This window comes from Pedobacter sp. MR22-3 (assembly GCF_026240075.1).
Taxonomy (GTDB): domain Bacteria; phylum Bacteroidota; class Bacteroidia; order Sphingobacteriales; family Sphingobacteriaceae; genus Pedobacter.
Genome location: NZ_JAPIVF010000003.1, coordinates 336,193 through 361,230, shown reverse-complemented (window position 1 = coordinate 361,230; position 25,038 = coordinate 336,193). Strand labels below are relative to the sequence as shown.

The 25,038-nt window shown below is 39.8% G+C and carries 23 protein-coding genes; 9 read left to right on the top strand and 14 right to left on the bottom strand.

The features are described from left to right. From OQ267_RS08515 to OQ267_RS08500, 4 genes are all read right to left on the bottom strand, one after another. On the bottom strand, positions 1 to 1,509 hold the full coding sequence (locus OQ267_RS08515; protein WP_088302138.1) for a TSUP family transporter: 1,509 nt from the start codon (positions 1,507 to 1,509) through the stop codon (positions 1 to 3). Beyond that, positions 1,493 to 2,263, bottom strand: coding sequence for a uroporphyrinogen-III C-methyltransferase (cobA, locus tag OQ267_RS08510; RefSeq protein ID WP_265835562.1), 771 nt, complete (start codon positions 2,261 to 2,263; stop codon positions 1,493 to 1,495). The genes OQ267_RS08515 and cobA overlap by 17 nt, the downstream gene beginning before the upstream one ends. Positions 2,264 to 2,393: 130 nt before the next feature. Further along, positions 2,394 to 4,484, bottom strand: a complete 2,091-nt coding sequence (locus OQ267_RS08505) for a HEPN domain-containing protein (RefSeq protein WP_265835561.1) — start codon at positions 4,482 to 4,484, stop codon at positions 2,394 to 2,396. A 557-nt stretch (positions 4,485 to 5,041) separates the two neighbouring features. After that, positions 5,042 to 5,488 carry an RrF2 family transcriptional regulator gene (locus OQ267_RS08500; RefSeq protein WP_088302178.1) on the bottom strand — a complete coding sequence of 149 codons (447 nt, stop codon included), beginning with the start codon at positions 5,486 to 5,488 and terminating at the stop codon, positions 5,042 to 5,044. Positions 5,489 to 5,714: 226 nt separating this feature from the next. Between OQ267_RS08500 and OQ267_RS08495 the strand changes: the two genes are divergently transcribed. Beyond that, positions 5,715 to 6,932 (top strand): metallophosphoesterase, encoded by a 1,218-nt coding sequence (locus OQ267_RS08495; protein WP_265835560.1) that lies wholly within the window; start codon positions 5,715 to 5,717, stop codon positions 6,930 to 6,932. Positions 6,933 to 7,005: 73 nt separating this feature from the next. Beyond that, on the top strand, positions 7,006 to 7,632 hold the full coding sequence (locus tag OQ267_RS08490; RefSeq protein ID WP_265835558.1) for a M23 family metallopeptidase: 627 nt from the start codon (positions 7,006 to 7,008) through the stop codon (positions 7,630 to 7,632). A 13-nt stretch (positions 7,633 to 7,645) separates the two neighbouring features. On the opposite strand, the gene OQ267_RS08485 is transcribed toward OQ267_RS08490, so the two are convergent. Beyond that, the gene (locus OQ267_RS08485; protein ID WP_265835557.1) at positions 7,646 to 8,764 is read right to left on the bottom strand and encodes a DUF808 domain-containing protein; all 1,119 of its coding nucleotides are present in this window, start codon (positions 8,762 to 8,764) and stop codon (positions 7,646 to 7,648) included. A 29-nt stretch (positions 8,765 to 8,793) separates the two neighbouring features. On the opposite strand from OQ267_RS08485, the gene OQ267_RS08480 reads away from it, so the two are divergent. Beyond that, positions 8,794 to 8,982: a hypothetical protein gene (locus OQ267_RS08480; protein ID WP_140418690.1), complete on the top strand. Its 189-nt coding sequence runs from the start codon at positions 8,794 to 8,796 to the stop codon at positions 8,980 to 8,982. Between the two features lie 176 nt (positions 8,983 to 9,158). Further along, a complete protein-coding gene (locus tag OQ267_RS08475) occupies positions 9,159 to 9,596 on the top strand; it encodes a hypothetical protein (protein WP_265835556.1) in 438 nt (145 codons plus the stop codon). A 47-nt stretch (positions 9,597 to 9,643) separates the two neighbouring features. Here the strand turns inward: OQ267_RS08475 and OQ267_RS08470 are convergent, their stop codons facing one another. After that, the gene (locus tag OQ267_RS08470; protein ID WP_265835555.1) at positions 9,644 to 10,246 is read right to left on the bottom strand and encodes a hypothetical protein; all 603 of its coding nucleotides are present in this window, start codon (positions 10,244 to 10,246) and stop codon (positions 9,644 to 9,646) included. A gap of 228 nt (positions 10,247 to 10,474) precedes the next feature. On the opposite strand from OQ267_RS08470, the gene OQ267_RS08465 reads away from it, so the two are divergent. Next, complete coding sequence (locus OQ267_RS08465) at positions 10,475 to 11,089, top strand: ferritin-like domain-containing protein (RefSeq protein WP_322974828.1); 615 nt, start codon at positions 10,475 to 10,477, stop codon at positions 11,087 to 11,089. An 81-nt stretch (positions 11,090 to 11,170) separates the two neighbouring features. On the opposite strand, the gene OQ267_RS08460 is transcribed toward OQ267_RS08465, so the two are convergent. Next, on the bottom strand, positions 11,171 to 12,136 hold the full coding sequence (locus tag OQ267_RS08460; RefSeq protein WP_265835554.1) for an SDR family oxidoreductase: 966 nt from the start codon (positions 12,134 to 12,136) through the stop codon (positions 11,171 to 11,173). Between the two features lie 193 nt (positions 12,137 to 12,329). Here OQ267_RS08460 and OQ267_RS08455 point away from each other — a divergent pair, with 193 nt between their 5' ends. Genes OQ267_RS08455 through OQ267_RS08445 form a run of 3 tightly spaced genes read left to right on the top strand, consistent with a single transcriptional unit; the run spans position 12,330 to position 13,508 of the window. After that, a complete protein-coding gene (locus tag OQ267_RS08455) occupies positions 12,330 to 12,722 on the top strand; it encodes a hypothetical protein (RefSeq protein ID WP_265835553.1) in 393 nt (130 codons plus the stop codon). A 38-nt stretch (positions 12,723 to 12,760) separates the two neighbouring features. Continuing rightward, positions 12,761 to 13,255: a hypothetical protein gene (locus tag OQ267_RS08450; RefSeq protein WP_265835552.1), complete on the top strand. Its 495-nt coding sequence runs from the start codon at positions 12,761 to 12,763 to the stop codon at positions 13,253 to 13,255. Positions 13,256 to 13,274: 19 nt separating this feature from the next. Continuing rightward, positions 13,275 to 13,508: a hypothetical protein gene (locus OQ267_RS08445; protein ID WP_265835551.1), complete on the top strand. Its 234-nt coding sequence runs from the start codon at positions 13,275 to 13,277 to the stop codon at positions 13,506 to 13,508. 114 nt (positions 13,509 to 13,622) lie between these two features. Here the strand turns inward: OQ267_RS08445 and OQ267_RS08440 are convergent, their stop codons facing one another. Next, a complete protein-coding gene (locus OQ267_RS08440; protein WP_265835550.1) occupies positions 13,623 to 14,204 on the bottom strand; it encodes a Crp/Fnr family transcriptional regulator in 582 nt (193 codons plus the stop codon). Between the two features lie 201 nt (positions 14,205 to 14,405). Here OQ267_RS08440 and OQ267_RS08435 point away from each other — a divergent pair, with 201 nt between their 5' ends. Next, positions 14,406 to 15,473, top strand: coding sequence for an SDR family oxidoreductase (locus OQ267_RS08435; RefSeq protein ID WP_265835548.1), 1,068 nt, complete (start codon positions 14,406 to 14,408; stop codon positions 15,471 to 15,473). A gap of 100 nt (positions 15,474 to 15,573) precedes the next feature. Here the strand turns inward: OQ267_RS08435 and OQ267_RS08430 are convergent, their stop codons facing one another. The 6 genes from OQ267_RS08430 to OQ267_RS08405 all read right to left on the bottom strand — a co-directional run bounded on the left by OQ267_RS08430 (position 15,574) and on the right by OQ267_RS08405 (position 25,034). After that, positions 15,574 to 16,566: a hypothetical protein gene (locus OQ267_RS08430; protein ID WP_265835547.1), complete on the bottom strand. Its 993-nt coding sequence runs from the start codon at positions 16,564 to 16,566 to the stop codon at positions 15,574 to 15,576. Positions 16,567 to 16,569: 3 nt separating this feature from the next. Beyond that, on the bottom strand, positions 16,570 to 17,967 hold the full coding sequence (locus OQ267_RS08425) for an immunoglobulin domain-containing protein (RefSeq protein WP_265835546.1): 1,398 nt from the start codon (positions 17,965 to 17,967) through the stop codon (positions 16,570 to 16,572). 378 nt (positions 17,968 to 18,345) lie between these two features. Beyond that, positions 18,346 to 19,122, bottom strand: a complete 777-nt coding sequence (locus tag OQ267_RS08420) for a hypothetical protein (RefSeq protein ID WP_265835545.1) — start codon at positions 19,120 to 19,122, stop codon at positions 18,346 to 18,348. Positions 19,123 to 19,130: 8 nt separating this feature from the next. Beyond that, positions 19,131 to 20,630, bottom strand: coding sequence for a hypothetical protein (locus OQ267_RS08415; protein ID WP_265835544.1), 1,500 nt, complete (start codon positions 20,628 to 20,630; stop codon positions 19,131 to 19,133). A 6-nt stretch (positions 20,631 to 20,636) separates the two neighbouring features. Further along, a complete protein-coding gene (locus tag OQ267_RS08410) occupies positions 20,637 to 21,392 on the bottom strand; it encodes a hypothetical protein (protein ID WP_265835543.1) in 756 nt (251 codons plus the stop codon). 3 nt (positions 21,393 to 21,395) lie between these two features. Next, positions 21,396 to 25,034, bottom strand: coding sequence for a hypothetical protein (locus tag OQ267_RS08405; RefSeq protein WP_265835542.1), 3,639 nt, complete (start codon positions 25,032 to 25,034; stop codon positions 21,396 to 21,398). Positions 25,035 to 25,038: the final 4 nt, after the last annotated feature.

Sequence of the window (25,038 nt, the reverse complement as noted above, 5' to 3'; positions counted from 1 at the left end):
CTAAATTAATTTTAAAATAAATACGATTACACTGCGCAGGCTAACCAGCATAACGATAATTCCAACTGCCACCATAATGGTTTTGGCCGAAATTTTATTGGACACTTTTGCCGCAATCGGCGATGCGATGGCACTACCAATAATTAAGCCTACAACTGCTTCCCAGTGTTTTCCACCCAGCATCGTAAAAAAGGTTAATGAACTTAAAGTCGCAATAAAAAACCGGCTGATTTTGACCGTTCCCAGTGAAAACAAAGGATGGCGGCCACCCGCTATTAAGCTGGATAAAACGATAGAGCCCCATCCGCCGCCAAATGCAGCATCAATAAATCCACCGACAAACCCCAAAAGACCGATTTTTTTAATTTTTTCATCAGCCTTTTTTCTTTTAATATTGAAAGCCTTCATCAGGATTACACCACCTAAAAATAAAGTATAAACCGCAACAACAGGTTTTACGTAAGCAGCGTAATGTTCTAAAGAAGATAAGATATAAGCACCCAAAACCGCCCCGATAACCGCCGGGATAATCAATAGTTTAAACAGTTTCCAGTTGACGTTCCCCATTCGGTAATGCATCCAGCCTGCAATTCCATTGCTCATGACTTCTGAGATATGGATGGCCATGCTAGCCGAGGCGGGAGGCAACCCCATTGCAAGAGAAAATGATGCAGTAGTAACGCCATATGACATACCTATGGCACCATCGATTAATGCAAATAAAAATCCAGCCCCTAGAAACCAATAAAATAAGGGGTCGATATGAATTAAAAACGACTGAAATTCGGGTTCCGTATTCCATAAAGAAATACCAATAGCGCCAATCAGTAAAATGGAAGCCAGCCAGATTAACCACTTGATATTGCGCTCAGCAAAACTCTTTTTAGGGTTAATCAAACTTTTGGTCACCTTATTCAGCTTTTTGACTTTTGCTGAAAAATCGCCGGTTAAAGTTTGGCGCAAGGCACTCATGTTCTGTAAAGTCTCATCCAGTTCTGCCGGAATGCCTTCATTTAAGATCTGCTTCAAACGCTTGGCAATGGTTGGGGATTTACCATTAGTTGAAATGGCAATTTTTAAATCACCTTTCTGAACAATAGATCCCAGGTAGAAATCACATAGTTCAGGTTTATCGGCTACATTGATCAGTAAACCTTTTTCATGCGTTACTACCCTGATTTCCTCATTCAGGATATAATTATTAGTGGCCGCAAAAACAATATCAATATTTTCCAGATCGGAAACATCAAAGCTTTTTTGCTTCACTTTTATATGAGGATAGTTAGCCACCAAAGCATAAACCTCAGCGGAAACTGTTTCTGCAACTATTGTAATTTTCGCCTGCTGGCTGTTATTTACAATTGCCGTTAATTTCTCCAGGCCTATATTTCCGGCACCAATCAATAACGTACGCAGCTTGTTCAGTTTAATAAAAACCGGAAAAAGCTGGTTACCTTTTTCTTCTGAAAAAGACGCTTCACGATCTGACGGATTAGGCAATACTTGCATATTGTTTTACTAAGTTTTTAAATGACGGATGTAAGGAAACCACTTCACCAAAAATCAACAGTGCCGGTGCTTTGATATTTTCCTGTTGAACCAGACTTTCAATCGTTTCCACCATACCTACAATTAATTTTTCATCTGCTGATGAGCCGTTTTGAATCACCGCCGCCGGTAAAGCATTTCGACCTGCAGCCTTAAAGATCTCAACAATTTTAGCTAATTTTTTCAAGCCCATCAAGACTAAAACGGTTGCATTTGATTCTGCAGCCTGGTAAATATCTTTAGAAACCTCTCCAGAGGTAGTGGTGCCTGTAATTACCCAGAAACTTTCGCTCAGGCCACGGTGGGTTACCGGTATTTGTTGCAATCCTGGAACACCGATTGAACTGGAAATGCCGGGAATTACATCAACCGGAATGCTATAGGATGCCGCATAATCCAGCTCCTCGTATCCCCTGCCAAACACAAAGGGATCGCCACCTTTTAAACGCACTACATGGCCATAATTCAGCGCATAATCAATCATGAGTTTGTTGATGGTTTCCTGCGGATAAGAATGTTCCCCAGAGCGTTTCCCCACATATATTTTGATTGCTTCTGCTGGTGCATGCGCTAACAATGCCTCATTTGTTAAGGCGTCATATAGCACCACATCTGCAGCTTGTAAGGCCTTTACCCCCTTTAAGGTCAGTAAATCCGGATCTCCTGGACCTGCGCCTAAAAGTGTAATTCTTGACGCTTTATTTTGATTTAACATAATTTTGAATTTGAATGAGCTTTTTAATTATTGAATTTTCAAGGATAGATTGAGTGAATGTTTTACCAGCGATTGCACTATGAAATTCTCTCATTCTATAATTCTTTCATTCTGTCATTTTTTCATTCTGTCATTTTACTAAAGCTGCCCTTTTTTCTTTAATCTGATTGAGAAATGCATCTGCTTCGCTGAAATATTGTTGAGCAAATTCAGCCGTAGGCTCATTTTTATTAATTTGAAGTACCAGATCTGAAAAGTTTGTAGACAAATTAAACTCCCCGGTTTCTACATAATGATGATCAAATTCCCTGATCACTCCAACTTGAGTGCTGCTGTTTATGCCTTTATCTAAAAGCAATGATTTTGCTGCACTGACAAATGTGCTGTAAGTGTGATAAATGGCATCGGCATAAGCACCTTTCTCTACATTCTGTTTTGCCCATTCAAATTTTTCATCGGCTTCCAAAAGTAAAGTTGCAACTAAGTCAATTACCACTCCAGCACATTCACCTACGCCAATTGCTGTAACAAATTGTTCTACGTGACCCCAGTCTACAAATTCTTCCTGCTGCAAATTTGTTAAATCGGCCAATGGTTTTAACAGCTGATAAAAATGATCTTTACCCTTCCGGTCGTAATATTGATGGAAGTTTTCATCTACTTCATTATTCGCTTTGAAATCATTTAAAATGAAATGTAAGACACTCGTTGCTCTCTTTGAAGGCACTTTAATAACGCGTTCTGCCACACGACCTACGCCATTCCCGACTGTTCCACCTCCAAGCATCACCTGAACTGCCGGAACAACCTTCCCTTCTGCTTTGACAGAACTGCCGTGAAAACCAATTTCTGCTAAACCATGCTGTCCGCAAGAGTTCATACAGCCGCTGATCTTGATCTTGATATTCTTTTCATAAATAAATTCAGGGAAGTCATGGTAAATCACATCTTCCAAAACCTCGGCTAAAGTCATGGAATTGGAGATTCCTAAATTGCAGGTATCTGTTCCGGGGCAAGTGGTGATATCAGCCAGGCTATCAAATCCGGCGGTGGTAAAACCAATGGTATTCAAGGCAATATATAATGAAGGTAAAGCTTCCTGACGAACGAATTTCAATAACAACCCCTGATTCTGGGTGATCCTGATTTCATCTGCAACATAAGGTTTAATGGCTTCCACAAATGCCCTTGCCTTATCCGTTTTAATATCGCCTACCTGTACTTTAATATAAACGGCATAGAAACCGGTTTGCTTTTGTGGTACCACATTCGTAGCATGCCAGTGCTTATAATGCTGTTCATTCAGTATTTCGACAGGCTGATAATCTTGATGGGCCGGTGCCACGGGCTGTGGAACAACTTCGCGATCGATGGTAAAGGTTTTTACCTTATTGGCCACACGCTCTTCGGCAACCAAACGTAAAACTTCTTCTAAACCTAATTTTTGTACTAAATATTTTAAGCGAGCTTTATTCCTGTTGCTGCGCTCTCCATAGCGATCAAATACCCGGAGTACTGATTCGGTAAAAGGAATTAACTGATCCTCCGGCAGAAATTCATGCACCGGGCTGGCTAAAAATGGCTGAGCCCCCAAACCTCCTGCAAACAAAACCTTAAATCCTCGTTCCCCATTTTCATTTACTTTTGGAATAAATCCCAGGTCGTGAATGTAGCTGAAAGCGGTATCCTGATCACTGGAAGAAAAGGAAATTTTAATTTTCCTGCCCATTTCCTGGCAAATTGGATTGCGTAAAAAGTATTTGAAAACCGCATGTGCGTAAGGAGAAACATCAAAAGGCTCATCTTTGTCGATACCAGCATTTGGTGAGGCCGTAACATTACGTACGGTATTGCCACAAGCTTCACGAAGAGTAATGTCGTCTTGTTCCAGTTTTGCCCAAAGTTCTGGTGTTTTGTCTAAACTCACATAATGCAATTGAATATCCTGACGAGTGGTCAGGTGTAAATTTCCGCTTCCGTATTCATCTGCAATATCTGAAATGCGCAGCAATTGTTTGAAAGTCACCTTCCCGAAGGGCAATTTAATGCGAATCATCTGCACACCAGGCTGCCTTTGTCCGTAAACACCACGGGCTAAACGCAGGCTTCTGAATTTTTCATCGTGAATCGTTCCATCGCGAAAAGCTTTAATCTTATTCTCTAAATCAATGATGTCCTGCTCGACAATATTGTTTTCGAGTTCTGTTCTGAAACTTTGCATATGTGTTGTTAGCTTTATTCAAAAAATGCTTCCCTTTTTAATGAGAAGCATTCAATATTTATATCTATAAATTTAAAATACCTCTTCTACCTTGTTTTACAACAATAGCACATCATTTGAGTACGGGTATTTTTAACTGTAGACCTGAAGTTCATCTTCCAAATATATAAAGTATATAGGAATAGTAGTAATTTTTCTCGAAAAAATTTATGTATTGGTGGTTGGTTTTAGGAAAATAGATCTAATGTATTGAGTAGCCGTTGTTTTTATCCTGTCAATGGTAGGCAAAAAGCATCTGGATTATATAAAAGGTCAAGCATCATTTACCGAATGGCATCACATCCAGCTTGCAACATTTCGATGTTATTCTTATCCTGGCCGGACGGGCTTATTTTCTTTGGCGCTAAAAGAAACAAAGGTGGTCTTTCTTTTAAGAAACTACATTAGTATTTTCATCAATTTAAACAATCTCATTCTTGATATGGCATAAGCAAAAAGAGAATATTCTATTTAATAGATGTTGATTTGTATAGAATAAATAATATAGAAGTCAGAAATTATAAACTGTCTATCCCCAATTTCAGAGTATCTTCGCGGCCAATCACATCGGCGATGCTGGTTTCACTAAGTACTTTTAATGTAGCGTCTCTTACATCAATAAACGCACTTCGAATGCCACAGGTTTTTTCGTCTTCACATTCATCACATTTGTGATAAAAATTTAAACTGGCACAAGGCACCATTGCAATTGGTCCATCGGTAACACGCATTACATGTACCAGCAGAATATCCTCAGGTTTTTTATTCAAACTGTAGCCGCCCCCTGCTCCTTTCTTGCTATACAGGAAACCCGCATTACGCAGATCCAAAAGAATTTGTTCCAGGAATTTTTTAGGAATATGCTCCTCTTCCGCAATCTTAGAAATTTGCATCGGTGGTCTTTCTACATTTTTACCAAGTGCAACAAGTGCTTTAATGGCGTATTTGGTTTTTTTGGATAGCATATATCTTACAAAGCTACTAAATAATGTATAATTATAAAATATGCCCACGGCTGCCCTCATATTTATGCTGAAGCTGCAAACAATAAATCAAAATCATCCTTCCGGAGTGGCTACATTTAAAATCCGATGCCTTTAATCAACGTGAGGTAAAATTAAGTACTGCCTGAAACACAAATCAACAGATGAGGATTTAAAATTTAACTTTGCCACCGTTTGTACATTCAGAATGAAAAGAAGATCTCCCCTGCTCCCCATCTTAATCGTGATTATCCTGTTCTTTGCGCTGAGTGCATATGTGTTATCCAGCTTTAATACCATCAATCACTGGGAAGGCCTGGCACCTGCATTCTGGACTGTAATCATCAGCCTGGGTATGGCAATTATTTTTGCCATTTCTCAGATGCGGAAGGGCAGAAATATATTTTTCACTGTTGTTGGTCATATCTTTCTGATTGTACTTGTCGCTGAAATGGTGTTTGCCATTTTTTTATTCATTGGTGATCTTTATCGGGTGGTGAGTTCGATTTCGACAAATTTTCAGCCACAGGGTTATGAAATAACTGGTAGAAATGATTACTGGGTAGATTTTGCTTTTATCATGTTTTGCCTGACCGTATTGCTTTTTGCATTTGGTATAACCAGGGGAAAATATGCATACCGGGTGATTAAACATACCTTGTATTTTGATGATTTACCACAGCATTTTGATGGATTCACCCTCACACAAATTTCTGATATACATGCCGGAAGTTTTACCAAACCCAAAGCCGTGCAAAAAGGCATTGACCTGATCAATGCACAAAAAAGTGATTTATTTGTATTTACTGGTGATCTGGTTAATAATGCTGCATCTGAAATTGTTCCTTACATTCCTCTATTTTCACAGATTAAGGCACCATTTGGGCAGTTTTCCGTTTTAGGAAACCATGACTATGGTGATTATGTCAAATGGCCTTCTGAGACAGATAAAATCAAAAATTTAAATCAGTTAAAAGCTTACCACAAGGAATTAGGATTTAAACTTCTTTTAGATGAACATGTGGTACTGGAGAAAGGCGGGGAAAAAATTATCCTCGCAGGCATTGAAAATTGGGGTATCGGTTTTGGCGAGCGGGGCGATTTAAACAAGGCACTTCAACATACTGAAGCTAAAGATTTTAAAATTTTGCTCTCACATGATCCTTCACACTGGGATGCGCAGGTTAAAAACCACCCTTCAAAAATTCAGCTTTCACTGGCCGGTCATACCCATGGGATGCAGTTTGGCATTGAGGCTTTTGGGATAAAATGGAGTCCTGTAAAATACCGTTATAAACATTGGGCAGGCATCAAAACAGAAAATAATCGCCACCTGAATGTGAACAGGGGATTTGGTTTTCTAGGTTTTTCTGGAAGAATCGGCATCTGGCCGGAAATTACTGTAATCGAGTTAAAAAGAAAATAACCTAGCATATTAGCATAACTATATTAGTAGTTCTAGAGAAATTTTTCTTATTTTGATCTTTTATACAATGATAATGAAAATTAGCCTGATCCTGTTCTTATGCCTCTCCTTTTTACAAAATCCAACAATTGAAAAAGATAAAGATCGTTGGAAACCTTACTATACAGCTGCATCACCAGGTCAGATGGCAGATAGCTGGTATTTACCATTTAAAGGCAGTGACCGAAAGAAAATAGCAAACATTAAAATCATCAGTATTTTTGGCGATCACCGCAACAGCTATTATAAAGGCCACATTCATACGGCTATTGATATCAATCCATCTGCATCAAAAACAAAGCTGATAGAAGTGTATGCCATGGCCAATGGGGTGGTTTGTTCCATCCACCTGGGTGAAAATCAAAAAACGGTGGTGGTAAAACACCAGCTGAAGAATGGCACCATGATGTTTACCAGTTACAAACACCTCCGCGAAGTTTATGTTAAAAATGGTCAGCCTGTAAACCAGGATACTAAACTTGCCCGTCTATTTACAAAGGAGGAAAGTAAAAAATATGGTGGAGATTATCACCACCTGCACCTCGAAATCAGAAAAAAATTTGATGATTACGGCTGTGCCAGCTGGTTGACCATGAACAAATCACAGCTTGATGAAAGATTCTATAACCCGCAGGCATTTCTAAAAACTTACCTCAGGTAAATAGAATAGCCGGTTAATTTTTAAATAAGGGAATCAGTTTTTTCACTCCTTCCGCTATACCAACAGCTATTAACCCTGCTATCAGCCCAATGGCAAATTCTTTGATCGTTGACATTAAATCAGGCAGGAAATGGTGCAAGAAATCAATATTATGCACAAAGATACCACCAGAAACCAATATTAAGGCAATGGTACCCGCAAAGCTGAGCACCTTTATAATTACCGGTAAAGATTTCACCAATACATTGCCCAATGCCGAAAGGAATCCTTTATCATTGGAATATTTCACCAGCTTGTATCCGGCATCATCCATTCTTACAATTAGCGCTACAATGCCGTAAACGCCTATGGTAGCTAAAATAGCCACAACAGAAACCGTAAGGATCTGGATAGTGATGCTTTTATCCAGTACAGTACCAAGGGCAATGATGACAATTTCTACAGAAAGAATAAAATCAGTGGTTACTGCTGATTTTATTTTGGCCTTTTCTGCCGCCTGATCATCCTGAACAACATCTTTGGCTGCCCTGCCATGCTCATGGCGATGAAAAAGAAACTCAATGATTTTCTCAACCCCTTCATAGGCCAGGTAAAACCCACCTAAAATTAAAATAAACTTAATGGCTATCGGGAAGAAAAAATTCAGCAGCAGTGCCACGGGCACAATAATAATTTTATTAATCAAAGATCCTTTGGTGATGGCCCAAAGCACTGGCAACTCTCTGGAAGAGAGAAAGCCGGTCGCTTTTTCAGCATTTACAGCCAGGTCATCTCCTAAAATGCCGGCGGTTTTCCTGGTGGCAATCTTGGCCGTTACTGCCACGTCATCCATTAAAGCACCTATATCATCTAAAATTGCGAAAAATCCTGAAGCCATATTGATCTTATCTTTTTGAAGCCTGCAAAATATACATTCAATTTTACAATACCTCGAAAGCATAAAGAGATAATTGGCAAAAATTGTTTTAAATTTCATTTCTGGCGCTGGCTCTAACGTAATATCCATTACATCAGGAAGATTGCAAAGCCTGTTTAAGAAACATGCAAATCCGAATAATTTTTGAGCCTTTTTAATTTCACTTCCCCATGAAAGCTGAACAATATGATTTAAACTAAACTTTGCTTGTTGCATACTGTTGTATTTATATATAAAAGATGATCATGGAAAACGAAAAAAATAAAGCAGAAGAATCGAAAGAAAAAAAAGTTGGCGTAATCCCGGCTGATGAGATTAAAGGCAGCGATGCTGATGGTGCCTATACCGGCGATGAAGAAAGCCCCGAAGAAATGGCAAAACAACAGATCGCTACAGACGCGGCTGAAGATGATCAGAAAAGCAAGACTAAATAAGTTGCTGTCTTTCAGTTTATAAAAACGGAGTAACTGGATCTTATTCTGTTTCATTCGAAAAACAAATGCCTATCTGTTGAAATCATTTAATGCTGTTTATTTCCTGAAACATTATATTGATGAATCCTATAAAAGGGGCTTAAATAAGTGAGTAATAATTGCTACATCTATTTCATATGGACAAAATAAAAAATTTAATAGCAGGATTCGCAGGTGCTCTTGCCCTCAACATTTTACACGAAAGTTTAAAAGATAAAAGTTCAGATGTGCCCCGGATTGACCGTTTAGGGGAAGAAGCTTTAGGGCACACACTTGACTTTCTGGGCATTTGTGGTAAACGCGGCGAAAACTTATATGGCGCTACACTTGCAGGTGACTTAATCAGCAATACCATTTATTATAGTTTAATAGGCAGCGGCAATACTAAAAATGTATTCAGCAGAAGTATTGCATCTGGCTTAGCCGCCGGACTTGGAGCGGTAACGCTTCCAAAACCTATGGGACTAAACCCTAAACCTGTCGCTAAAAATAATCAGGTAAAAATACTTACTGTAGCCTATTACCTGGTTGGGGCTTTGGTTACCGCCAGTGTGATCAAAGTGATTAAGAAATAATTAACTACCGGCCGGTTAATGGGTTTACCGGCCGATATCAATTATATTTAAGCCATTATGCCCTTCACCAGCAATTTCCATTGCGGATAAGAGAAACCCAATCTGGCTGCGCCACCCACTAAAAAATTTCGAACATTATCAAGTGTATTTTCTGTATTTGTATTCGCCATTTCATTCCGTCCATGTTCTTCTGCCTGAACTTTTAGCTGCAACCTGCGTACAATAAAAGTTGAAGTGGCCGCATCCTGTAAAAAGTGTGCGGGTGAAGCTTCTTCTGAAAGGGGCTTTACACTCGGACGCACCTTAATGGCAAGAAAATCATCTTCTATCTGTTGTCGACTTGCAATTTCTTCGATTTTTACCCAATCGTAACCGCCACCGGATGGCGCTCCCGGACCAGGAATATCAATCCGGATGTAATCTCCCTCCTGCGCTTTACGGTGAACTTCTTTTCCATATCCATCAAAAAGCTGGAACCCTGACATACCAGATCTATTGCCCCAATCATTCACATTCAATAACCGGTTACAGGCCGTAGCGAAAAAAGCAGAAGCTTCATCCATTGTTTCAAAAGTACGGCGCTCTGTTACATCAATTTCACTTCCCTCCTGCTGATCCGGGATAAGATCATCGTGCTCATTTACTTTCATATTAAATTATTTTACGTGCTACCATGGATAAAACAACCTTCAGGAATGAAAGGTTTAATATTTTCAGGAGGGCGTGCCAGTTCAACATCCCGCTTCAATAAATAGTGAATAATTATTGGTGTATATCAATGCCTTTCTTAAGCAATCAGATTAAAATAAGATTAAAATAACCAAAACCTTATTTCAATTTAGGCAGTTCTATTTGTACATCATACTATATAAAAAACTATGGCAACTACAAAAACAACTGCTAAAAAAGCAAGTACAGGTAAAACATCAACAGCTGCTAAAGCACCGGCCACCAAAGCTTCAACCAATAAAAAGTCAGCTTCTAAAACTGGTAAAATGGAAGATTCAGAATTTCATGAATTTTTTGTTGATGAATTAAAAGATATCTATTGGGCAGAAAAACATTTAGTAAAGGCACTTCCAAAGATGAAAAAGGCTGCAACAAGCGAAGAACTTATTGCCGCATTTGAAAAACATACTGAAGAAACACAACAACACATCCAAACGCTTGAACAGGTTTTTGAACTATTGGGCGAGAAAGCAGTGGCAAAAAAATGCGATGCCATGGCTGGATTATTAGAAGAAGCTGAGGGCATCATTTCAGATACAGATCAAGGCACAATGGTTCGTGATGCAGGTTTAATTCTGGCTGCACAGAAAGTAGAGCATTATGAAATCGCTACATACGGTACCCTTAAAGTATTTGCTGAAAACATGGGTCATCAGGATGTGGCAGATTTACTTGATCAGACATTGGAAAATGAAAAAGCTACCGATGTGGCTCTGACTGAAATTGCTGTAAATTCTATCAATGCTGAAGCAGCAGCAGAATAATGAAAGCTTTATAAATTAGAAAAAACGGCATTTCTTTATCGAATGCCGTTTTTTATTAAACCAGATTTCTAATGATCTGTGTTATTTACCCAATATCTTAATCAAGGCGAGCACCGCAAGTGAAGCAGCCATACCTGCAATATATTTTCGATGTGCCCTGGGTTTACCTGGAATTCCCCAGCCGCCATGAACCGCATTACCAAACGGAACAGGTGCGAAGATATTTCCATTGGTGGTTGGTATTGGATCTGCCCTCTTCAGGTAACCCTTAATGACTGCGCCTGCAACAAATTGTGTGAGTGTAGGAAAAAGCCCTGCTGAAAGGCGCAGCAAAACCGATACACTTCCCAACATTTTTTCTTTTTTTGGCTGATCTGCCAGTTTAGCAATGGCTTGCGCCAGGCGCTCCGGATCGTAAACCGGCGGGGAAGGTTTCAGGTATTTGCCGGTATAATTGGCTGCGTGCTGTATGCCGGGACTGTCCAGAAAAGCGGGGAAAGCATCGCAGACATGAATATCAGGATAAGCAGCCAGTTCTGCCATAAGTGCCTGCCCAAAACCCCTTAAGCCAAACTTACTGGCCGAGTAGGCAGCACCCATCGGTACCGCTAAAAAACCACCTATAGAAATGTTATTGATTAAAATTCCTTTACCCTGCTTTTTAAAGTAAGGCAAAACAGCATGTGCGCCGTGCATGTAACCTAATAAATTGGTTTTTAATACCTGCTCTGAAACTTCCATCGGGATTTCATCAAAAGCACCTACAGCCAGTACACCTGCATTGTTTACCCAGATATCAATTCCATTTCCAAATTCATCAGCTGCAGCGGCCAGGTTGATGACAGCATGGTAATCGGTTACATCTACTTCCAGGCATTTTACCTCCGCACCAAAGGTTTCACATTCTTCAGCCACTTCTTCCAGCATCTTCATATTTCGTGAAGCCAGTATTAAACGGTCTGCCCTGCGGGCAAATTGTAGTGCTATTGCCCTGCCTGCTCCACTTGAAGCACCGGTAATGACAACGGTTCGTTTATTTATCTCCATATACCAATAACCTGCCCGGGAAAGGGATTGTTTTTGAAACCTTAAAGATGGCTGTCAAATTGATAACCAGCACAATCTCTGCCGGATGAATAGCGCTTGCCCTAAACCTCTTATGACTGAATTATAAAAAAAGCGGATGTTGTAACCTCTTATCAAAAGATGAGGTCATAGTATAATATTTCAAATCATGATTATGCTAAACCGTAATTTTTTTTTCTTCGCATTAATGCTTTTAACAACGGTGTATTGGGATAAAATTAAAGCTCAAACCTTAGCTACAGCAGAACTAAGCCCTCCGGCCAGGCCATTTTCTTTTCCGATACAGCTGGAGATGCGCTTACCTTTTGCCCCAACTGCTTTTCGAAGCGGATCGTACAACCATTTGATTTACGAACTATACCTGACAAACTTCAGTTCAACCCCTTTAAAATTGCATCAGATAGCACTCATTGACCCCAAAGCCAGCAAAGCCAAGCCGATCATAACCTTTGATACGGCACAATTGCATCCAATGGTTAAGCCATTAGGCGCTACGGTTTATGATAAACTTATGCTTGCAGTGGTCAGACCGCAGTTATATACATAGAAGTCATTACAGATTTAAAGCACCCCTTTCCCGAAAGTTTGGCACACCGGGTAATAACCACGACTGATTCGCTGGAGGGTGCCATAATTTCAACCCACCAGTCGCATTTACAGGTTTTAGGCCCTCCCTTGCAGGGCAGTAGCTGGACGGCAGTAGATGGCCCCGGAAATCATGAATCCAATCACCACCGTCGTGGAAACCTTATTTTGGGCGGGCTGGCAATCAATTCCCGCCGTTATGCCATCGATTGGAAAAAATTCCGGAATGGTGTTTCTTTTGCAGGCGATTCAAGAGATGTGCATGCCTATTTTTGCTATGGTGAACCCGTATTTGCCGTTGCGGATGGTCGTATTGTAAATGCAAAAGATGGCCTTCCGGATAATATTCCGGGGCATGGTGCCGCGTTTCATCCCGCTGTTCCCTTAACTTTTGACGGGCTTGCAGGAAATACCATTGTAATTGATTTGGGTAATTGGACAATATGCACATTACATGCACCTCCAGCCCAAAAGTTTACGCATCAAAACAGGTGATTAAGTCCGTAAGGGACAAATGTTGGCTAACATCGGCGCTTCAGGAGATGCCCGTGAACCGCACCTGCACTTTGAGGTTACCACCTCTGCTCATCTTCTTGTCGGAGAAGGTATACCCTATTTAATCAGCCGATATCAATTAAGTTCAGCCGGAAAACGACCTGACCAGATTCATACCAATGAACTTCCGCAAGATGGAGATATGATAGATTTTGAGCAGCGCAAAGCTGCTCATGATAGTTCCTATAAGTAATCATAGCCATTTAATATAATTTTGCCGGTATAAATAAGATTTATTTAATTAAAAATTACATATGGAAGGCCATCAAGCCGCTCAATCTGCCTGGCCGGTCATTCAGCTTGAAAATTACTTTCTTAAAGCCAGGTTCTTTTTAATCCGGCTGAGTGTTTCAGGTGCAATCCCCAGGTAAGAAGCAATCAGGTTTTGAGAAAGGCGTTCTGCAATTTTTGAATTTGATTCCATCAGTTCCAGATATTTTTCTTCGGCCGTGTGCGTTACGGAACTCATCAGACGGCGCTCTTTCGTAACGATGCTGTTTTGGTAAAGAATTCTGAAATACCTGTCCATTACAGGTACTGCTAATGTCACTGCCTCGTAATCTGCTTTCGAGATTAAAAGCAATTCGCAATCTTCAATGGCATCAATATTAAATAGGGCTGGTTCTTCTGATAAAAAGCTGTTAAAATCAGAGATCCACCAGCCTTCCCAACCAAAAACATTCATATGTTCGTTTCCCTTCCCATCAACATTATAGGTTCTTAACAAACCTTTCACCACAAACGCCAGGTATTTACAAACTTCACCTTCCTGTAAATGATATTGGCGTTTTCTTAGTTTTTTAGGAGTAAAAAAACGAGATATAGCCAATCTATCCGCTTCTGTGAGCGAAACTTTTTCCTGAATATGGTTAAAGAGTATATTGAACATAGGTGATGATGTTGAAGAATGACAAAGATAATTTTAAACGCTCAACAATATGCTAAGATCATACTGAAAATAGATTTGATCCAAATCAAGGGTGTTTTTTGATACAGGTCATCATCGTTCTGGCCACATTGATCTAAATTTGTAGAGCACAAAATAAGACCTTGCAAAATAGATCGGTCAATAAAATTTAAACAAAAAATTATGGAAAATATAGCTTTGGTAGTAGGTGCAAGTGGCATAACAGGAAGCAACCTGGCCGAAAAACTTCTTTCAAAAGGCTGGGAAACTTATGGATTGGCCCGTAACCCGAACAATGAAATTAAAAACCTGAAACCTGTTGCAGCAAACCTACTGGAGATTGATAGTCTGCGATTAGCATTAGCTGATATCAGCCCGACTCACGTTTACATCACCACCTGGATGCGAAATGAAACAGAAGCCGAGAATATTCGGGTGAATGGATTAATGGTGCGCAACATTCTGGATGTTTTGACTGAAAAAAAATCGGTAAAGCATGTAGCATTGGTTACCGGTTTAAAACATTATTTAGGTCCGTTTGAAGCCTATGCTGCGGAAGGTTTTTTACCTGAAACGCCTTTGCGTGAAGAGCATCCGAGGTTAGCTATAGAGAATTTTTATTATGCCCAGGAAGATGAGGTTTATGCGGCAGCGGAAAGAGATGGCTTTACCTGGAGTATACACAGGCCACATACTGTCATTGGGCAAGCTGTTGGAAATGCCATGAATATGGGTACAACCCTGGCCGTTTATGCCAGTATCTGCAGAGAAACAGGACGTAAATTTACCTGGCCAGGTTCGGCGGCACAATGGAACGGCTTATCGGATGTGACGGATGCCCGCATATTGGCGGAGCAATTAATCTGGGCATCAACTACCGAGGCTGCTCAGAATGAAGCATTTAATATCGTGAATGGAGATGTTTTTCGATGGAGCAGACTATGGAACAAAATAGCCGATTATTTTGGTGTAGAGGCCATCGGATTTAATGGCGAGATCCACCCGTTAGAGAAAGAAATGGCCAATGATAGGGAAAAATGGCAGGAAATTGCTCAAAAATACGGACTTAAAGAAGCTTTATTAAACAGATTGGCAAGTGCATGGCATACCGATCTAGACCTTGGCAGGCCAATTGAAGTGATGACCAATATGTCGAAAAGCAGAAAATTAGGGTTCAACGTATTTCAGGATACAGAAGAAACTTTTTATGAACTTTTTGACAGACTTCGTGAAGCGAGGTTAATTCCTTAATGATCAGTTACCAATTCAATATGTTTAACGTTACCAACGCTACAGGCAGATGGCTCAATAGCGTTGGTAACTTTAGCTAAATGCATAAACCTAATTGCTTTTACAAAGTTGTTCTGAATGACGTAACTGCCCCATAGGATGTGCCAGCTGAATTTACAGCATAAGCGCGAACGTAGTAAGTTGTGCTGCTAGTTAATCCGGTAAGCGTACTACCCGCAGCACCTATTCCGGAACCGTTATTGGTATAATTCGCATTTGAAACTGTAGGCACAGATGTACTTGCCGAATAGCATAAACCTTTTGATGTAATTGTACCTCCGCCATCTGCAGTTACTGATGCAGAAATACTTGCAGTATTTTTACCTATCATATTTATGGATACCACACTTACTGTAGCCAGTTTTACTGGAGTGGTGGTGATGAAAATAATTTGCTCGCCATAAGCCGTTCCAGCTTGGTTGGTGGCATATGCCCTGACATAATAGGTTGTGCCTGGATTAAGTGCGTAAATGTCTCCGGTAAATGTACCTGTTCCACTTCCAGAAGCTATTTTATTATTTGATGTGGTTGGAGAAGTACTGGTACTCCAGCATAAACCACGGGTACTCACAAATCCTCCGCCAGCTGAGATTACATTCCCACTTCCTAGCGCCCCAATTAGCGTAACATTACCAACGCTATTGGTTACAACTGTCGCCAATTGATAATTAATAGTTTTAAACTGGATATTTTCGCTATAAACAATCTCGTAACCGGTTTGAAAATAAGCCCTTAAATAATAATTTGTTCCAGGCATTAGCTCGGTAATTGTTTCAGATATTGATCCCGTTCCGCCACCAGTACTACGTTTTGTTGATGAAGTAGTTGGATTAATAATCGTTCCCCAGCAGATTCCCTTTTCGATCACCTCACCATTTTGACCGCCCTTAATATTTGTATTGATCATGACACTTACCTGTGTAACAGATGATGCAATTGGTTTAGCAACAGTGATCATACTACTTTTCCCGAGCGGTTCAACCATTCCTTTTTCACAGCCCGTTAATAAACCAATAGCGAGGGTGGTAACATAGATTATATTTTGTATTTTCATTATTTAAAGATTAAATCCAACCCCGATATTAAAATCAGTATACTTAAACTGTAAACTACTTGCTCCGCCCATCAGATTAAAAAAACCTAAACGAAGCATGAGTCCAAGCTCTAATTCTGCTCCCTTATAACTTTTGCCTGTATGTGATGCGTAGCTTTTGGCATAAGAACCATTATCGCCATATTGATATTGATTGATGCCCCATAGCAATGTTCGCATGCCATATCCACCGCCTAGGTAAGCTGAAACCTTATTTCCACCTAAAAAGATACCCGCCGTATAGGCCGATCTTTTATTAATGACTTCTCCATTGTAGCTATAATAACCGGCCACATTATAATCTGTTAAGTTGACATCATTGGTTTGAAATGCTGCAGCTGTATTAACTTTACTGCTTAGCTTTACGCTTGCAAACCAGCCTATCCGGCCTCCGCTACCAATGGTGATTTTATAGTTATCTGTTTTCCCTACATTAGAGGGTTCCGTAAAAACAACTCCTCCATTCACAATAAAACTTGTTTTCTCAGATCTATTAACTGGGTCTTGATAAGGCTTTTTGGTAACAGAGATGGTGCGGGAAATAAATTCTGTGTTATTGCAATCTCCTTCGGCCCTTACATAGAAAACCTCGTTTGCATATAATGATCCGGTTGAAAATATTGCTCCAGTACCTACTTGTTGTAATGCTGGTTTGTTGCCTTTGTACCAAACCCATTGCGCACCGGGCGCCAAGTAGCCACCTACAATTTTTAAAACACTTTCAGAACCATATCCAATGCTTTGAGTACCTTCTATACCATTAGGAATGTTAGATTTATTATTAACCACAATTTGAAAAGACTGACAAATGCTTTGATCATTGCCATTTTTGGCACGGACAAAATAAGTGGTTGTTCTTTCCGGCGAAACATTGATGGATGGTCCTTCACCAATTTTATTTCCGGTGCAACTTCCTGCATACCAAATCCATTTGGCCTGGCCAAACAGCTTGCCGCCACTTACGCTCAATGTAATATTTTGCTCGCCTTCGCATATGATGCTTCTCCCTAAAATGGCTTTTGCTGCCAGGCTTCCTTGTTTCACCCTGATCTCCGTTGAAATACAGGAGCTTGATTCAGGCGTTGATGCACGAACAAATATAGTAGTCATTCGATCAGGTGAGAGCTTAAGGCTTGTACCTTTTCCTAATAACGTTCCATCACATGCTCCCTCATACCACATCCAACTTGCCCCCGCCTCCAGGTATCCTCCTTTTAAAGTTAAAACGGTGGAGTCTCCACTTTGAATATCCTTTTTTCCATTAATCGAGATGGGCTCCATAGAGAATGCTGCCTTAGGTTGGTATGATCCGATGTCCGGTAAATCATCAGATACCCTTACATCATTAAAATAATTAGACATTTTCTTAAACGTAAAAGCATTTTCTTTTGGCGTAATAATGCCTGCTTTGGTTTTTTTGAGGATATGAAGGCTGTTAATCTGCGTTTTTAACTCATGCTCACAGTTAAAAAAGTCAAATCTCCAATTGATATAATAATCCTTTGTGGGTTTGATCCGGGTTATCCTGTACCTGAAATAAGATGAATCGTGCTGTGCCGTACAGCCATCAGGAGATAGCAGGTATTCTATTTCAATATGGATATTTTTATCAGCATATAGCGTGCCCTTTGGTTTCCATTGGTTTTAGTGTACCGGCAAATAAAACTAAAAAAAAGGTGAGCGGAATGTATTTAGACATGTATTATTGTTTATTATTTTTTCATTTTTATTTAAAGCCAATTAGTAAGTATCAATGGTAAGTGGCCCATTGCAAAGCGATCTGCTAAAAGGATCGCTGGATGATCTTGTGGCTACTGACTTAGCCTCATAATAATATTGGATTCCATTAGCCATGACCTTGCCGCCTGATCCGGAGAGGGCATATTGGCCAGGTTGTGGAATAAATATAGATTCCCAACGGCTCCATTCACCACCGTTTTCCTGGGTGGTACGGAAGAAAAGCCTCACACTATCTGATCTGACCGTAACACTAACCCCTGTTAGTTTTTCTTCACAGCTATTACGCTTTGGAAGATTTTGCTGCGCTTTCGGCAGAACTTTCTTGTTAAGCGGCTGTGATCGTTTTTTTGGTTGAGTCTGAGTTTTAGCATCAGCACTCAACTGACTTGAATCTACCAGCTGATTGTTATTTTCTTCTTTAGCTGAAAGGTCCTCTGGTCTGGGGCTCACCTGTCCATAGGGTCCGGATGCAAGTAAAAGTCCAAGAATTAAAAGCGTTAAAGGAATGCCTGCAAAAAGACTAATCTTTTTATCAAGCTTGAACTTTTTTGTAGCCACTACCGTTCCAAACACAGCGCCAATCAGCAATCCGAAAAAGCTCCATATAAATACCGGAGAATTTGCACCTAACAGACTAAAAGCATGATCGATCAATACAAAGGCATTATAAGCTACCGCACCGAAAAAATTATGGAAAATAAGTAAGAGCATACCTGCGATTATATATTTCCATGCATGTTTGTCTTTTTTACTTTCGGGTACGATAAATGGTCTCATTGGGGGTTTCATATTTGCTCTATTTTTTTAATTCTCGGCCATGCGAGTAACGGAACCAAAATGGCTATGATAAATATTAAGATGTAAACCAGGTGATTGGAGGGAACCTGCGCACTGATGTTATTCCAAACCAGCTGTGGCTTAAGCCAGCCATTTCCGCTATAAGCCCAGGAAATTAGTAACCTGATGATGCATAAAAAAATTGTTCCTAAGCCACCGTATCTTAACAGGCAAAGCATAAATGCCCGCATCGGGAATACGGTTTTAATAGCAAGCGGAATATGGATGGATTGGTAATCGGTTTGAATTTGAAGCGAAATTGTATATAAGTGATCTTTGATTAGCTTAGAAGGATCTACATTTAAATGAAAGGTAACAGACTCCTTTCCTCCCAGATCAGATAAAGTTAAATTTTTAGGAGAAATCCAGACTCCGGGAACATCCCGATCAAAGCCCACTGTTGCACGTACAAATCCTTTATTGTTCAGGCGAACTACAATTGGGTGAAAAAGTGGTTTGTTCTGAATATTAAGAAATGAGAGTTCTTCTGCAGCAACTGATAAATCCGGAATTTCCATGTCTGGTGCCAATGCTTCCAATAGTTTTTGCACCAGATTCCGGGAAAGCTCTTCACTCTTTTTTTCCGCTGCCCGAAGTTCTGTAGCGTACTTTTTAAACTTTGAAATGATTTCACCCATCCCTCTTCTTTCGAGCCAGATGGACAATAACCTATGATCAAAAGTAGCCAATAGTGGTAACCAAAAGTTAGCATCTCTTCTTGCTCTTGTTACTAAATCTCCTGGCTGTAAGAAGAGCTCGTTTTCTACATAGAAAGGATAATCCGGATCAATTGTATATACAAAATAAAGAAAATCACGAAATGATTCGCCTGCAGGTAATATATTAATGAGATCAATAAAACAACGATGGATCCAGATTTGCAGGTGCCCGGCAGCAAATTTATTGTAAATCTCACTAAAAAAGTCTTGACCTACCCAACCACGATCCAGAAGTTCTTTCACGGTAGAGAAAGACTCCTCTCCTACTTGAAATGGAAGGTTCGCATTTAACTGGTAACATATTTTAAGAAAACGTTTTTCGCTATTCTGCTCGCTGCCATGGAGTTCCATCATTTCCATGGCCAAATCAACGTTCTGATGACTAAGGTAGGTTACATTTTCTTTCAGAAACACGGCATCTTCCAGGTATTTCAGGGCTTTAACCCGGTTTTTATAGAGCACTTCACCAAGCTTTTCCAGGCTCCTTACTTCTATTCCAAAAATATGGATAGGTCTTACTACCCGGTCCTTTCCCTGCCGTTCATCCCTTAAAGCATCCCAGTTGATGCTCAAATGAATTTCCTGTAACAACGCACCAAACTGACGGTTATCTAAACCAAGTGTTTGTGCCTGTTTTTTTAAATGGCTTTGATCAGAATCAGTCAGGATGCCGATTTTTTCAACCAACAGGTTTCTGATGGTCTTTTTAAATGCGCTAAGTTCTTCCATTTTAACTTATCTGAATGAAATTCTTGCCTGTTCCTTAATTTCCCACTTTCCGCCAGATAAGGTTAATAAACCCGGTGATTCATTAATGATGTTGCCAGAGGGCAGTGTATCATAATGGCAGGTTGGTTCGAGAAAATAATCAGCATTGCTTAATGCATATTTTTGTGCTGCCGGATTGGCACTTACTTTAAAAGTGGCCTTATTGGGTGAAAGAATGGTAATCTCGAAAATGGTATCATTACCTTCCCTGGTTAATAATTCTGAAGCAGAAAAACCATCTGCCAGATCTGCATAACGGCTATAAAAGGTTTCCTGGATTTTTTGAGGTGCTTCTGGCTTATCCCAAATAAAGGTGTTGCCGGCAACTTCTTCTTCAGTTTGTTTTGATAAGGCTAAGCTCATTTCTTCTTTTAACTTATCAATTTCAAATTTGTCTTCCGCTCTCAAAGAATTGCTTTCTTTTAGCTCATTTCTCAGATTTTCAATTTCATGTCTAAGCTGATTTCTTTCTTCCCTGATGCGCTTCAAATCTTTTGAAAGTTTGCCGCTTTTTTTTTGATTATTATTGTTTTTGAATAGCATAATGATGAGTAGAAGAACGATTACAGCCAACGCTCCATAGCGCATATTTGTGCTATAAAACCATGAGCTATTGGTAGAGAGGGTTTCTGCATCGGTTGTACGCTCAGTAAGTGTGAGTGCCTGTAACTGATATACTAACATCAAGAAAAAGCCTGCAAGTAGTACTATTTTTTTACACATAAGTTAAGATGGATTGGATTGCGTGATCGATTTAGACAAACGGTAAAGGGTATCTTTAAATGCATAGAAGAACAGCGATTCAGGAAGCGGCTGCTCATGATCCAGCTTGTGCAGGTCTTTCAGCACTTTTCTATAGCTGTCATACACTAATCCTTCCCCATCAAATACACCGCCATTCCATTTCAGTTCATTATAAACTGTTTTGGCATTTGTAATCTTGAAATCGCTCAGAAAGTCTACAATCTTTTTATTGGCAAGCGTACGTTCTACAAATTCATTTACATTTTTCAACACACCAATGTTGACCATATTATCCAATTCAAGGGTATCACTGATGGTTGTAGTCATGGTATCTGCATGGCCCGTTTGCAAATCTCCGGTCAGTACAAATTCCTGGTATTTTTTACGCGGATAAGCTTCTGCTGCAGAAAAATCTGCATCTCTGGGAATTTCTACAAACTGATCCTGAAGATCAGCACCAAAGTATTCGATCGTACCATTGGCTGTAATTACCTTAGGGTCTTCGTTTACATGAACCTGAAATAAAGACGGTATGCTCTGGCTGCTGTAAGCTTCAAATAGCAATTTGGTGAAATTGTTAAGTTCTTTCTCACTTCCATTACAGAGTAATTTAAGGTATTGACTACCTTTACCCGTGAACGATAAATACTGAGGTAAAGGATATTTTTTAGTTTCAATGATCTGGCAAATGTGGTAGATAATGGCACTATAATGTAAATACAACACAATAGATAAATTCGGATTACCATTGGTGATGGATTCGCTAAAACCAAAGCTTTTATCGTACCTGAAAAGTAGGCTAATCAGATCATCAGAACTTAAATTGTTATCTCTCTGCGCATTCAGCAGATATTTATTATCCTTGGTTTCAATATTGTTTTCTTTTTGGAAGATTTGATAATTGCGGATAAACCCATTGTCCTTAAGGTTTCCTTTGTAGCCACTCCCCCAAATGTCGTTTCCGGCAAAGCGAAAAGAGCTGGCTAAATACTTATCGTATCGTTTAGCGGTAGATTCCATAAACATCATGATATCTGTTGTGCCCCCACCAATATCTACGTTCACTACATTTGCTCCGTCCTGAATGCCACTCCCATTTTTAGTTAGGAAGAAGTATGGTGCTACCGATTCCTTAATGGGCTCATCTATCGCATTAATCTTTTTCTGGTCAGCATTTGGAAATACAGATAGGTATGCTTCTTTTATAATTTTAGTAAGTTCGGTACGGGTTTTCCTGTCCATTGAAGATGGAATAGACCAAAGCACATCAAGTTGTTCGGGTTTGCAGAAATTTAGAATGGCTTTTGTTCGGATATGTAGCATAAGTTGCTTTAAAAACAGACTTACCCTGGCTTTATTGGCTATAATTTTACTTACCTCAAGGTTGTTTTCCAGAAGCCACTTTAAATTGGTGGTATATACGGCACTATTGTTTGTATTCTCTTCCCTTTCAATATTAAATCCGATATTGATGTGGCCAAAAAGCACAGCAGCTTGTTTATCCATATTATTGAATGTAGAAACTTCACAAGTGGCTGTTTTAAAAGGGAAAGAAACGGTTGAATGCCCTTTTGATTTGATCACCCTTGGCATGAACTCTCTATTCACGGTTAGTTGGAGTGCAGCAAGTTGCCCAAAGTGATCGTACCTGGTCCCTAAATCTGCCGATGCCAAAGGCTCATTAAGCATGACCATTTGTTGATCGGCCTCATCAATTTCAAAAGGTAATGGGAATGGTGAACTCTTTTCCTTGAAAGCGATGTGGGTATTGGAGGTACCAAAATCAATGGCGAAAGTGATGGCTTTATTTAGGTTCAGCTTATTAAATACTCTTCCTTCAAAGTTTGGAATGACGATCCCCGAGACTTCAAGTCCATTATCCTGGTAGCGAAGTTCCATATAATCAAAAGATTCTTTTAACTTATAAAATCTCGATTCTGTTAATGCCGCTCCATCTATATCCGCAGCGGTTGTGCGTTCAACTACAGTGGCTCTTAGGTGCTCTGGCTGACTATTATCGGCATATACCAGATGATCATAGTTGTAGAAATTTAAGGATTCGAGTTGAAGTTCATCATTTTTTTCTGCCAGCAGTATGGTAAAGTCGTTCAGGTAGTGATAGGCCGGATCTTTTTCGCTGATCTTGTAAAAAGGAAAAATCCCGATATCAGCCTTGCACATTTTGATCTGATTTCCTGAATAGGTTTTGGTAAACGTAATTTCCCGTACACCTTTTTTATTTTTTATCGGCACTTTTAAGGTAACCACTACCTGGCCCGGGCTGGCATTGATCTCCAGGTTACGTTTCAAATCTTCAAAATCGAAGAAATTAAAATATTCCTTTTTAACCGGCAGCAGGAATTTAAAATCGCCCCCAACGCCAGTAAAAAACTTATTCCGGTTAATCTTAAAAGGCATTTCCATTAAATAATCCTCCAGAAAATCACCAGTGGTTAAGAATGGATAAGTCACCGTAAGTGAATCACCTTGCGGCAATCTGCGTTCAAATAGCGGGGTATGTTGCTGCAGGAAATAATTGATTCTGGTGGTTGCATCCCAGGCGGCACGCTCTTCCATGTAATCGCCAGGAAAGTTCATGCCTTCTACCAATACCAGTGGTGCTTCTACGCGGATCTGATTTCCATCTTTATCATGTTGCAGGGCATATTTCTGATTAGAAGCCTGGATCACGAAATCACTTACATTTTTAATTTTTCTGCGTTTTACTTCCTCACTCTGGTGGTAGAAAAAAATCTCATTTACTTTGAGCAGTTTGGACCCGATTTCGGTTTTAAATGGAGAATATTCATCTCCCAGCTTTTTTGTTCCATTTGGTCCCCAATCTGCAAATTGATGTGTAAAATCAGGAAAATAACGTTCAACGGTTTTGTTAATGTATTGTCTGAGACCTGCACAATGAGCAAATCCTGTCGGATTACTCAATAGTAATTGATAAAGGTATTCTACGAAAGAACGGTCGCGTTCAAAAAGTGCACGGTGTTTATCTCCAAAAAATGGAACGCCATCACTCCCCTTTGGTACATTGGCAATTTGTTTATCGGCGATGTAACGATCCCAGTTGGGTGAAGTAAAAAACAAGGTTAGCGGAGAAGTTCCACCCATTAGCCTGTTTTCGTAATAAATGAGGTAAATGCTTTCCATTCCTGAAAAGCCCGAAGAAGTAGCTTGCGCATCAAATATCAATGAAAAGGCTTTACCTAATAGCTGGTGAGGATGATCTGCAGGTTTACTTTTTAAGCGGTTCAGGCTTTCCTGCACCCGCCATTCTTTAAACCATATTTTTTTGCCTGTGCCAATATCAGATGAATTGGTATTGAATAGTAATTGAATCATGTCCAAACAATCGGAAACCAATTGATGATACACAGAAGAGCCATCCAGCCCATTCCTTTGGCTATCTGATGAAACCATTTGAAAGGCCGTATCAAAAAGTTCCATCCTGGCCATGGGCGATGGAATTGAGGTTCCGATTTTGGATGCACCGCGTTTAGACTGTGTATCGCTTATTTCGAAATTATCTACTCTGATCAATCCTGTTGGCGACCAGCATTTAATTTCGTTGGCATTATAGCCACTGTATTTTCTAAATGTATATGGCATATCC